At 44.2% G+C, this 12,152-nt stretch carries 9 protein-coding genes; 2 read left to right on the top strand and 7 right to left on the bottom strand.

The features are described from left to right. The first annotated feature begins 43 nt into the window (after positions 1-43). On the top strand, positions 44-541 hold the full coding sequence (locus ABD772_RS06260; RefSeq protein WP_345101875.1) for a hypothetical protein: 498 nt from the start codon (positions 44-46) through the stop codon (positions 539-541). Positions 542-640: 99 nt separating this feature from the next. On the opposite strand, the gene ABD772_RS06255 is transcribed toward ABD772_RS06260, so the two are convergent. Continuing rightward, positions 641-4,378, bottom strand: coding sequence for a S8 family serine peptidase (locus ABD772_RS06255; RefSeq protein WP_345101873.1), 3,738 nt, complete (start codon positions 4,376-4,378; stop codon positions 641-643). Positions 4,379-4,927: 549 nt separating this feature from the next. After that, positions 4,928-5,635, bottom strand: a complete 708-nt coding sequence (locus tag ABD772_RS06250; RefSeq protein WP_345101871.1) for a DUF4136 domain-containing protein — start codon at positions 5,633-5,635, stop codon at positions 4,928-4,930. A 189-nt stretch (positions 5,636-5,824) separates the two neighbouring features. On the opposite strand from ABD772_RS06250, the gene ABD772_RS06245 reads away from it, so the two are divergent. Next, positions 5,825-7,114: an HAD-IB family phosphatase gene (locus tag ABD772_RS06245; RefSeq protein ID WP_345101869.1), complete on the top strand. Its 1,290-nt coding sequence runs from the start codon at positions 5,825-5,827 to the stop codon at positions 7,112-7,114. Positions 7,115-7,178: 64 nt separating this feature from the next. Here ABD772_RS06245 and ABD772_RS06240 read toward each other — a convergent pair whose 3' ends face one another. From ABD772_RS06240 to ABD772_RS06220, 5 genes are all read right to left on the bottom strand, one after another. Continuing rightward, positions 7,179-7,649, bottom strand: a complete 471-nt coding sequence (locus tag ABD772_RS06240; RefSeq protein WP_345101867.1) for a universal stress protein — start codon at positions 7,647-7,649, stop codon at positions 7,179-7,181. A 48-nt stretch (positions 7,650-7,697) separates the two neighbouring features. After that, positions 7,698-8,600: an alpha/beta hydrolase gene (locus tag ABD772_RS06235; RefSeq protein ID WP_345101865.1), complete on the bottom strand. Its 903-nt coding sequence runs from the start codon at positions 8,598-8,600 to the stop codon at positions 7,698-7,700. An 86-nt stretch (positions 8,601-8,686) separates the two neighbouring features. Further along, positions 8,687-9,592, bottom strand: a complete 906-nt coding sequence (locus ABD772_RS06230; protein WP_345101863.1) for an alpha/beta hydrolase — start codon at positions 9,590-9,592, stop codon at positions 8,687-8,689. A gap of 18 nt (positions 9,593-9,610) precedes the next feature. Beyond that, positions 9,611-10,366, bottom strand: a complete 756-nt coding sequence (locus ABD772_RS06225) for a LytR/AlgR family response regulator transcription factor (RefSeq protein ID WP_345101861.1) — start codon at positions 10,364-10,366, stop codon at positions 9,611-9,613. A 10-nt stretch (positions 10,367-10,376) separates the two neighbouring features. Beyond that, the gene (locus ABD772_RS06220; RefSeq protein ID WP_345101859.1) at positions 10,377-12,152 is read right to left on the bottom strand and encodes a sensor histidine kinase; all 1,776 of its coding nucleotides are present in this window, start codon (positions 12,150-12,152) and stop codon (positions 10,377-10,379) included.

Raw genomic sequence — 12,152 nt, 5'->3', positions numbered from 1 at the left:
AGCTGTTATTACCATAAATTTAAAAATACACCGTTATACTAACATGAAAAACACAACTCACACACTACTTATTGCAGTCGTTTTATTACTTTTTGCTACGCAATCAAAAGCCCAGGATTATACAGCTGCTGCCGGATTAAAATTTGGCGGTTATGAAAACGGCATTTCCGGTAAATACTTTATGGACAAGAATGTTTCGCTCGAAGGCGTTTTAGGCTTCAGGCAACACGGAGCAGTTTTTACCGGGCTTTATGAAATTAATCAGATAGCCTTTAACGTACCTGAATTAAAGTTTTATTATGGTTTTGGTGCACACATTGGCTCTATGGGCCAGGGACAGTACAGAACCTTTAACGGCGAATACCGGTACTATAACAGCGCCCAATTGTTTTTAGGTGTGGATGGTGTAGTGGGGCTGGAATACCTGATCCCTCAGTCGCCTATTGCGGTTAGCCTTGACCTTGACCCGCGTATAGAACTGGCCAGCGGTCCGTTTGTAGACCTGGCGCCTGGTTTAGGGGTTAAGTATGTATTTAAATAAATCCTATCAGCATTAGCTATTGCCCGCGATGACGAATTGGTAATATAAAACGGGCCTGTTTTTATGCAGGCTCGTTTTTATAACAGATAATCAATTTACCTACCGCACTATCAAGACCTTTTTGCCATAAACCTTCGAACCCAGTTTAGTTCTGAGCACATAAGTACCCGGGGCCAGGTTAGCCACATTAATAGTTGTACTGAAATTACCTGCAGCAATGGCCTGGGTTTTACTGTAAACCATGGTGCCTTTACTGTTTATTAATGATAGGGTAAGATTATCGGTAGCATCTGCCTTAAATAACACATTCAATATCTTATCAGCCGGCTGCGGGAAGGTGATGAGGCCAATATCTGTATCGGTACCCGGATGTAACGCCACTAATGCGTAAGCAAAATTATCTGACTGTACCATACATCCCGTATTTAAAGTGACTATTACATAATAAGTGCCGCTTTGTTGCGCACTGAAAGTTTGCCCGCTTGCGCCTTGTATCGGTTTACCATCCAGATACCATTGGTTGCCTGTCGGGTAGTTTGAGGTTAAAGTAACACCCGATTGGGTGATGGCCGGCTTTGTAACAGTAACAGGCACCCGCACACCCGAAGTACAACCCGCGCTTTTAAACTTAACATCATATAAGTAATAATAAAACCCTTTGTAATAGTTATCATTACCTACACCCAAGGTGGCGTCATTGCCAGTTATTTTGAATATGTCTCCCGCGCTGAACGGATAACCATCAACACCGGCATTATTGCGATACAGTGTTACCTTGGCATCATATACCGGCGTTATGATATAGTTGCCCGCCGCTGGTAACAAAAGATTTAAGTTATATACCTGCCCCTGGTCGTTAGGATCATCATCCAATGCGCCCGGACCGGGGTTAGACCGCGTAGCAGGAGCATTGATAGACACACTTGAAACCACCTTGCCGTTACTGTCCGAAACATTAAACTGGATCACTCCCGGGTTGCCAATGTACAAACGTGCACTCTGGATAATTGCAGGCACAGCTGTATATACTTTAATTGAAGGCGTAAACTGATTGTATCCGCCCCCTGTAAAAACATTTTTAGTGGCCGGCCCTACCGATGCGCTAAAATCATTTAATCCCGCATAAAAAGTATTATTTACCGGAACTTCAGTTGTAAGCCCCGGACTACCATAAGCAATCGGCTGGGTATCGCCTACATTTTTATACCAAAACAAAGTGCCATCGCCAGAACCCGATAATTGGTATTGCTTTAGGTTATCACAATAAATAGCGCTTAAATCGGTTGGTACACCTGGTATAGCTATAACTACAGTTTCGGACACTGCGTTATTGTCAGTAAATGGATCGTTAGGATATGAAGCCGTGGCCGTAATGACATCAGATGCGCCGGCGGCAAAATTAAATGTATGACTCAGCGTGAAATTATTTTCTTGCAAAGGAGCCAAAGTAGCTGTATAGGTTTCTGTAAAACTCGTCACGGTATTATCAGCGGCTTTAACAGAAACCGTCACCGGGATATTCGATATTGGCGCACTGCCATAATTTTTTAATGTCACCGTAACATTATTTACGCCATTACAAGTACCCGAAATAGTAGGAGTAACAATGGCCTTTATGCCTGCATCGTTTTTGGTTTGCGTAAATGTGATACGGTAATCCTGTGTCTCTCCCTTGGCGTAAGCCCCACATGGCTGTATGGAAGATGTGTCGCTGGTTTCGGTTAATACAACGCGCATCAGGCTATAATTGCCCGGTACAACGCTGGTAGGTACTGTAATATTGGTGTTGTAGCTGCCTGTACCATTAATTACGCCGGTTGTAGCTACCAGTTCGTTGGCGTCAAAAACGCCATTGCTGTTCCAGTCAATAAATACCTTGGCAATTTTATTGAAGTTGGCGCCGCAGGTACCTAATGTTAAACTTAGCGGATAAGTCTTGCCTTGTTCTAGTTCCGCTGTGAGATTGGTATAATCACTGTAAGCGGTACAACCTGTCGGCGGGGTGTTATTGATGTCGGCGATAGTTACATTATTGATTCTCGAATCGGCCGATGATAAAGGCCCTGAGGCACAATAGGTGTTCCCACCGATACCGGTGACGATAAGTGAGTAAGCCTGTGAGCCCGATCGCAGTGCGCCTTTATGGGTAATGGTGATGGTATACGTTTTCCCCGGAGTTGCAGCGCCAATATACACTTGTTCTATATTGTCGCGAATGTTATCGCCTTTGGTTGCAGGCGTAGCCGGGTTTAATACATCCAGTACCCAGGGCATATAGGTCGTAGTTCCATCGCTAACGCGGATGTCGAGGTCATTGACCAACTTAGGTGTACGGTTATTGATCACACCGTCGGCGGTTGCCAAAGCCTCGGGGTCTGTCCACGATATGGTAGCCATTAACGGACCGCTACCAGATGCAACCGCTGTAAAAGTTTGAGTTTGACCCTGTGGCAGTGTATTCTCTTTTATTAATGACTTGGCATTGTTATCTGTAATAGCCTGGGTTGCGGCTACCATGTTTAACAATCCCCATCCGTAAATATAATCCGGACCGACATTTCCCGCATCAATTGCAGTATGACAGGCTAAGCCCTTTAAGGTGGCAGCCTTCATGAACGTGCCGCTGTTTTTCTTAGCATAATATTCCTGAAGCAATAATAAGGACCCGCTGACATTCGGAGCCGCAAACGAGGTACCATCTTCAGTAGTATAAGCCTGCGGGCCATTGCTTGAGGTTGAAAGTATATTTACCCCATCAGCTACAATATCCGGCTTAATACGGCCGTCATCGGTAGGGCCTATGCTGCTGAAAGAGGCTACTTTAATATCGGTGCTACCGGCCGGCCCATTAGGTAAAGGAACAACCGCTCCTACCGTCAAAATATTTTTGGCAGTACCCGTGGTAGCGATAATGTCGTAACCGGTGTTACTGCTGATGTTTGCGGGACGTGCACCTTTGTTTACCATGGTAGGGTTGTTTCGGCTGGCGTATCCATAATAAGTACTTCCGACATCGGGGCCTGGATATCCACGGCTATTCCCCGACGATTCAACGATCAGATAATAAGGTGCATTGTAGGCTATTTTATCCCATGAAGCGGTGCGCGCGTCATAAAAGCCGAAGGTGTAGTCAACCGTGTCGCCGGGTAAGCCATACCACTCCCACCTGCTTTGTGAACTGTTATAATCCCAACCGGCAACATCACCGTACGAATGGTTTGACAATAACAGACCTGAAGCAGCCCGGCCCATTTCAGCAACATCATTTTGAAAATCATACGAAAGCAGAGTACCCATGTCATAAGCCATACCTCGTGCCGGGTGATAAACACCCTTAGCCATTAAAGTACCTGCCACGTGGGTAGCATGATCTGCTATAGACGAAGTGTCTTTTAACGATATGATCTTACCGGCAAACTCCTGGTGAGCGCTGTAAACCCAGCCACCATCCCACATAGCCAATTTATTACTCAGAAAAGCACTCGAACCGGATAAGTTAAGTCCGGTTGATCCGCCCGGTTGTACCTGCAATGTTCCGGTGGTAGCGGCTGCATCAACATTGTCGTGCGTAATCAGGTATTTAGGAAAACCGAGATTAGTAAGTCCTTCCAAAGCTACCAAGCCGCCATTATGTGTACGACGGCTTGTAAACCAGCCGTAATTTTTAGCTTGCAACAAAGCTTTTTGATGGCTTTTGGCGAAACTGCTTTGAGCCTCATTAACTATAGTGTTAAGTTCCTTTTTCCTCGCTTCGGTAACTAATACCTGCTGGCCAAAGACCCGGCCTGCAAATACCATTAAAACGCACAAAATCGCCCGGCGGTAAAGTTTATTCATATATGAATTCAATAGCGGCTATTTAAAGTTTAGCCCGTAACAAGTTTCCACATTTTTACACACTTTATAAAATATTTAAGCAACAACGTTCTAAATATTTTTAAGGCGACTGCCGAAAATGAAGCCAGCTATACACCCTATAGACCTGAACGCAGCAGCGACGGCGGAAAACCTTTAAAATGTTTGACAGCTTTACTTCGGCAGGTTTAGGTACTTATAATGACTTAATCCGACCAATATTGGGAGACAACTTCTACCGTTTAAAGCAAACAGATGTAGCCGGAAACATTTCTTACTCGAATGTTTCCACCTTCCTTTCAACGATCTCGATGACTTGTAATCGATACTTGTTCAAAAAGCCTCTTTCGTATTCTTAAACAACACTTTTTTTGAAGGCCTCGCTGTAACGCCCACCGGGGCTTACATCTTTTGGCTTTACTCTTTGATTTCTCATGTGTTGACTAAGCTTTAGTCAACTTTTTTCAGGACGGGACAAACCCATAAAAAAGCCCCTTAGCATACACTACGGGGCACTCAATACTTTAACAATTATATTGACCTGCTCGAGGCCGGCGACATATAACCACCTCTTCTTCCTCTTGGCCCGCGGCTATCATAATGACTGCCTGCAGGCGGAGCCGATGACGGAGCCAGGCTTAACTGATCTAATATGCCATTAACCACTTCTGGTAAGGCATCGATATCTTTTTGCGGATTATGATGTATCTCGCCTACGCCAAACCCTCTCCAAACAACCTGCCTGCTGCGGCGGTCAATCAGATCTATAATTAAAGTACCTTCTTTATATTGCTCATGGCTAACACCTACACCACCATAAATAAAGGGCGCATTGTAATAGTAGTAAGGGCGATACCAGCCCCAACCACCCCAGCCGCCCCAACCAAGGCCAAAACCCGGATAAAAACCACCATAGCCATAATATTCAGGGTAATAATAAGTGCGGGTACCTTTGCCAACCGCAGTTGAATAACTCACAATAATATCCGGATTGCGCTGGTTTAGTGTTAACCCTTTATTTTGTAATGCTGCGGTAGCTGCATCTTTAATTTTTGCATCAGCGGCCATACTACCATTCGCAGAGCCATTACGACTGCGCGCCGGGGGCATCCACGCAAACGTTCGATATTCGCTTAAATTGGTACGGTTTAGCCCGGCGGTGTAATAGTCATAACTTGTACAGGCCGATAAGCCCGACAGCATTGCGATAGTAAGCAATGCAAAAACTGATCTTTTCATAGCGATATATCCCTTTATTATCATTCTATTAGACTGGCTGCAGGTAAAAGGTTTAATACCAAATTAAGTTTTTCGTTTTGATATTTTTTAATAATTCTTACTCTAAAATAACAGAAAAAACAATCAAAAATTGCACTTTTGTCGTTCCGCACTTCCACTAAACTTGGTGGGGTATTTGTTATTAAGAGCATGAGCCAATATTTTATTATAGATTTCGATAGTACATTTACACAAGTTGAGGCATTAGATGAGTTAGCCCGCATATCCCTGAAAAACCATCCAGACCGGGAAAAAATATACCAGCAGATAGAAGATCTGACCAACGCGTCGATGGAAGGCAGACTATCATTCAGCCAGAGCCTTGAAAACCGCGTTAAGTTACTGCAAGCCAATCGCGAACATCTAAAACAACTGATATCACATCTAAAGAAAAAGGTATCCACTTCGTTTTCACGCAATACCATCTTTTTTAAAAACCATCAGGATAAGGTATTGATCGTATCCGGCGGATTTAAAGAGTTTATTACACCGGTGGTAACCGAATATCATATTAAAAAAGAAAATATCTACGCAAACACCTTTGTGTTTGATGAAGCCGGAAATATAATTGGTTATGACCGTTCCAATCCTTTGTCGCAGGAAGGCGGGAAGGTTAAACTTTTAAAGGAATTGAAATTAGAGGGCGATATTTATGGCATTGGCGATGGTTATTCTGATTTCCAGCTAAAGGAATCAGGAATGATCAAAAAGTTTTTTGCCTTTACCGAAAACATCGAGCGTAAATCAGTCGCTGAAAAGGCGGATCATATTACCCCGAGCTTTGATGAGTTTTTATACATCAACAAACTCCCTCGGGCCATATCCTATCCTAAAAACCGTATTAAATGTTTGGTGGCAGGCAATATTGAAGATGATGCCCTGGCCCAAATGCGCAAAGAGGGTTATAACATCCGCCAGCGCGAAAACGTCGAAGAAAAATATCTGGAAGAAGCCGGTGTGTTATTATGCAACGAAGAAAATCAGCCAAGCCCCGAGCAAATTCAAAACGCTGGGCGCCTCAAAGTAATTGGCTGTTTTGGCAAAGCAAGCCGCAAACTGGCCGAGGCTGCCTGCGCAAATGGGATCATTATTTTTGACGACCGGAAACACAATCCGCGCAGCGACGACTTTTTACCAAAACGTGTTATAGCATTTATGAATGAGGGTAAAACCCACACCAGCTGCAACTTCCCTGATCTGCAGCCTCCGCGTATAAATAATGCCCACAGACTGATACATATTCATAAAAACGTACCCGGTATCCTGGCTAAGATCAATGAAGTATTTGCCCGCCACAACATTAATATTGTTGCCGAGTTTTTGGTTACCAATGAACAAATAGGCTATGTAATAACCGACGTAAATACCGGCTATGACACTGAGGTTCTCAACCAGCTAAAAGCTATTGAGCATACTATAAAATTCAGATTACTGTATTAGCCCCACCCAAACCCTCCCCGGTAGGGAGAGCTTTGATAAACAAAATGGAAGAGATTTAGACGGGTTATTCTTGCTCTTTTAACGGGACAACCAGCACAGGCACCGGAGCATGCCGGACAACGTGCTCTGCCACACTCCCCATTAACAAGCGGTCAAGTCCGCTGCGGCTGTGCGTACCTACAACAATCATATCTGCGCCAAAGTCGCGGCTGCACTGTATAATACCGTCGGCAGTATCGCCAAATTCGCTAAAGTGGGTAATTTCGAGGTCGCCGCCATATTTTTTTATAAAACTGTCAACAATAACTTTTGAGGCATTGCTTTGAATATCTACCAAATTTACATCGGCCATGCCCAGGTCCGCGGCTCCCATTAACGGATCGGTAGTATTGTTGTAAGGTAAAACAACCGGTTCTACAATATGCACCAAGCCTACTTTGGCTTTAAATTTATGAGCGATATCGAAGCCGTATTGGGCGGCATTATCGGCAAACTTACTGTTGTCTACCCCGATAAGTATTTTCCTGATCAGCATGATGATGACGGTTGGTTGTTGATATAACCTGTTTGCCGCTAATATGTTTTAGAAACCGTTGGCTTTCATCCAACTGGCGCACCAGTTAAACCATTCTTCTTTACTGTGCGAATTATGAATACCGAAACCATGGCCGCCGGATTGGTAAATATGCATCTCACCCTTCACCTTATTTTTAATCATAGCGCTGTAAAACATTAAAGCGTTCTCAACCGGTACGGTACCATCATCCTCGGCCATTACAATAAAGGTTGGCGGGGTGTCGGGAGTTACTTGTTTTTCATTGCTGTATAAGTCAACCAACTCTTGCGATGGATTTTTACCGATCAGGTTTTCTTTCGACCCCTGATGAGTTTTATCGCCAAAAGTGATAACCGGATACATCAGTATAGCAAAATCCGGTCGTACGCTGATTGATTTATCTTCGGCCACTACTTGTTTAAAATGAGTCTCGACAGTAGATGCCAGGTGGCCGCCTGCAGACGCACCGATGATACCTACTTTTGATGGATTGATGTTCCACTCTGCAGCACGGCTGCGTATTATTTGTAAGGCCGTCTGCGCGTCCTGTAGCGGCCCAATGGTTTTATCCTTCATGATCAGATCGCTGGGCAGGCGATATTTCAGGATAAAGGCCGATACGCCTATCTTATTAAAGGCTTTAGCAATATTGGTTCCCTCGTTTTCCATCGACAAGCCACCATAACCTCCGCCGGGACATATTACCACGGCAGTACCGGTGTTGTTACTTTTATCAGCCAGATAAGGCAGGAGCACCGGATTGGTTACTTTGAAGGCCCAGTCTTTAGTGTCGTTCTCTTTATAGTCGGCCGGAGCTGGTATTGAGTTAATAACGCCTTTCGGATAAATCGGAATAGGTGTTACTTCCTGCGCACGAACCATGGCTGCGGCAATTATAAAAGTCAGTGCAGTTACAATCAGTTTTTTCATTGTCTATTATCTAATTTTTTAAAGAGCCATCGGCTTGGTATGTATATGTAGCGATGGCTTTTAAAAACCATTGTTAATTTCATAAATTAAAATCCGTTGGTGTTTAGCCACGCCGTACACCAATCAAACCAAAGCTCCTTACTTTTTGGATTGATGAGGCCAAAGCCATGCCCACCGGCCTGGAACAAGTGCATTTCTGTTTTTACTTTATTTTTCTTTAATGCCTCGTAAAACATAATGGAATTTTCTACCGGTACTGCTCCGTCATCGCCGGCCTGCATCAGGAAGGTTGGCGGAGTTTCGGGTGTTACCTGTAGCTCGTTACTGTAAAGAGTGACCTGCTCCTGGGGAGGATTTTTACCTAAAAGGTTTTCTGCGCTACCGCGATGACCTTGGTCGCCGAAAGAAATAACCGGGTAAGCCAGTACCATAAAATCAGGGCGGACACTGATGCCATGATTATCAATAACCGGTTTGTTAAAGTGTGTACCGGCTGTAGAGGCTAAATGCCCGCCGGCAGAAAAACCAAGAATACCTATCTTTTGCGGATTAATACCCCATTGCGCTGCATTTTCACGCACTATCATGATAGCGGTTTGCGCATCCTGCAGCGGACCGATAGTTTTATCGACCATGATCTGATCACTTGGCAGGCGGTATTTTAATACAAATGCGGCGATACCTATTTTATTAAATTCTTTAGCTACGGCATAACCTTCATGGCCAATGGCCAGGATAGCATACCCCCCGCCCGGGCAAATTATTACTGCCGAACCGTTAGCTTTACCCTTCTCCGGGAAAAACGGGATCAGGGTTGGCACATTCACTTTTGATACGTGCATATCGGCAGTAGTAGTTTCTACATAATTGGCCGGCGTTGGTTTTGAATTAATAACCCCTTTAGGATATAGCGCGATTGCCGGCGCAGTGCCCTGGGCAAAAGTTGTTACAGCAGTGACCATGAGCAACAAAGTAATACAGAAGATTTTCATAATAAAAGGCTTATGCAATTATAAGCTTTTATTTAATTGTTCCTTTATCTTATCCTTATTTTGCCGGGAAATGGGTACTTTGGAGTGATCTGTTAGCAGCAGGGTGCCGCCATCTTCTTTCAGATAGCTTTTTACAAATGCCAAATTAACCAGGTGCGACTGATGCGGGCGGATAAAGCGACGCGGCTGCAGTAGTTCGGCATACTCCTTAAGCGTTCGGCATACCAGAATCTGCTCGCCATTATCCAGGTAAAAGGTGGTATAATTGTTTTCAGCCTCGCAACGGATAATGGTATTAACCTTGATATAGCGGATCTCCGATAATGTCGGCAGCGCAATTTTTGGTGAATCGCGCTGGCCCGATTTGATATACTCGAGCAGATTTTCAATATTATGATTTTGCCTTTTACTGTTTATCTTTTCGACCGCTTTGCCGATAGCTATTTTAAATTCGGCAATGTCAATGGGTTTTAGCAAATAATCTAAAGCCGAAAATTTGATGGCTTGTATGCCATATTGGTCGTAAGCTGTAATGAAGATGATCTCGAAGTATATGGCGTTAAAAGCCCGCAGCACATCAAAACCCGAGCCGCCGGGCATCTGGATATCCAGAAACACCAGATCGGGCTGATTAGCCTTGATGGCTTCTATTCCCTCTGTCGCATTGTTTGCAGTAGCTATTACCTCAATGCCGGGGCAATAAGTACTGATGATAGTCCGCAGGTTTTCTACGTTGTTAGGCTCGTCGTCAATAATAATGCTGCGGATGTTCATATCCTGCAATTTACGATATCCAATCGGTTAAAGTAATGACGACCATAGTACCGTCGGCATCGCTGTCAATGCTAAGCGAAAAGGGACTACCCGTGTAAAGTTGATTAAGCAATTCGATACGCTCTTCACTCAACTTTAAACCGAAAGAGTTACCGTTTTGTGCCTCTGCTTTTGGCTGAAAGCCGATACCGTTATCGGTAATGATCAACCTCAGGTTCTTATTTTCTTTGCGCACAGCCACTACGACCTCGCCACGGTCGCGCAAGTCAGACACGCCGTGCTTCACCGCATTCTCTACAAAAGGCTGTAGCAGCATGGCCGGCACTTCGGTGTTTGCCTGATTTATTTGTGCATCGGCCTCTATACGGTATCGAAAGCCGAAACGAAGCTGTTCCATTTGCAGGTAGTCGTCCAGTATCTTCAGTTCATCTTCCAGGCTGATCAATTCCCTCTCGCCCGTATTTAACACCTTGCGCGTCAGGCTGGCAAAGCGCGAAAGGTAGTGATTGGCGCCTTCCATGTCTTTTTTGTTGACCAGATTTTGGATAGACGTTAAAGCATTAAACATGAAATGAGGATTGAGCTGCGCACGGATGGAACGCATTTTTAAGTTCACGTTTTGTTTAGCCTGCACCGAACGGGCAAGTTTAATATTTGCCTGCCGGCGATACAGCCAAAACAACAAACCAATCAAAACCAGGGCGCCAACAATGTAAGGCATCAATTGCTTCAGCAGAATTTTTTTCTCGGCAGTCGGCGGCGACAGCACCTCAAACGGTATGCGCAGTTTCTGATCCTCGCCCCAATAATTCAGCTCTGAGTTACGCTGAATAATAAATTGGTACTTACCCGACTTATTAAAATTGTTGCTGGCTATATCTAAATAATTACCCAAAAAGTTATTTAACAGGTAAACCTCAAGCAACGTGGTGTCTCTTTTTCCATTGATGTCTTTGGTCAGGTAAATGCTGTAGGGTACGGTTGGGTGGCTTTTAAAACTCAGGCGTATATTTTCCACACTATCTACCGGGAATTTAAAATTGAGGGGCATGCCGGCTTTATCAAATCGCGTAGCATAGCCTTTGTTCATTTTGATAAAATTGAGGTTAAAATAATCTATTCGGTTTGTACCATTGGGCACCAGATTGACCATAATTTCGGTGACAACCGGTTTATAGTTAACCCGCCAGTCAAACACAATACCATCCCTTATACCATAATTGTGTTTGTTTTTTACCTCTACCAGCAACTGCTTGCCCGGCGCATTAAATTTACCGATGAACCCATACGGCCGGTCGGCACCATAATTTTGCTCAAGGCGTGGTATCGGGCTCCAGGGCACCACTTCAATACTATCATTTTCAACTATGTGATATTCATAATCTTTAATATTGTCCCCGGTGATACCGGCGGCAATCAAAATAGCGTCTGAACTATCTGCAATAATATAACCCGAATAGGATTTGGTAATGGATGTTAGTGGTGCCGAACCATAGTCGGCCAAATCAGGATTAAGCTTAACGCCCAGCATGATGGGGCTAACCGGGGCCTGATTCCTCTCTACGCTAGCTCTATGCTGTTTATAATTAAGGGCTATGAAAAGCTGGCTATCCGGAACGGTATAAATAAAAGGGCCACCGGTGCCCATCCTGCTATCGGTTGAGGTAAAGTGAAATTGAATGGTGTGTTTAAAATAGTATTTGTCTCTGCGTTGAGCAAAACCCTGTAACAGGCCCTGCCCAAACAGCAGATAACAAAACAATAAAAGTGATAAGGGATTTTTCAA

It is taken from the genome of Mucilaginibacter panaciglaebae (assembly GCF_039539265.1).
GTDB classification, from domain to species: Bacteria; Bacteroidota; Bacteroidia; order Sphingobacteriales; family Sphingobacteriaceae; genus Mucilaginibacter; species Mucilaginibacter panaciglaebae.
Note: the sequence above shows the minus strand (reverse complement) of the source record. Positions and strands in the feature narration are given on the sequence as shown.

What these genes read in the sequence shown, in the direction of transcription:
- ABD772_RS06260 (WP_345101875.1), top strand. Translation starts at nt 44, where the DNA reads ATGAAAAACACAACTCACACACTACTTATTGCAGTCGTTTTATTACTT.
- ABD772_RS06255 (WP_345101873.1), bottom strand. Translation starts at nt 4,378, where the DNA reads ATGAATAAACTTTACCGCCGGGCGATTTTGTGCGTTTTAATGGTATTT.
- ABD772_RS06250 (WP_345101871.1), bottom strand. Translation starts at nt 5,635, where the DNA reads ATGAAAAGATCAGTTTTTGCATTGCTTACTATCGCAATGCTGTCGGGC.
- ABD772_RS06245 (WP_345101869.1), top strand. Translation starts at nt 5,825, where the DNA reads ATGAGCCAATATTTTATTATAGATTTCGATAGTACATTTACACAAGTT.
- ABD772_RS06240 (WP_345101867.1), bottom strand. Translation starts at nt 7,649, where the DNA reads ATGCTGATCAGGAAAATACTTATCGGGGTAGACAACAGTAAGTTTGCC.
- ABD772_RS06235 (WP_345101865.1), bottom strand. Translation starts at nt 8,600, where the DNA reads ATGAAAAAACTGATTGTAACTGCACTGACTTTTATAATTGCCGCAGCC.
- ABD772_RS06230 (WP_345101863.1), bottom strand. Translation starts at nt 9,592, where the DNA reads ATGAAAATCTTCTGTATTACTTTGTTGCTCATGGTCACTGCTGTAACA.
- ABD772_RS06225 (WP_345101861.1), bottom strand. Translation starts at nt 10,366, where the DNA reads ATGAACATCCGCAGCATTATTATTGACGACGAGCCTAACAACGTAGAA.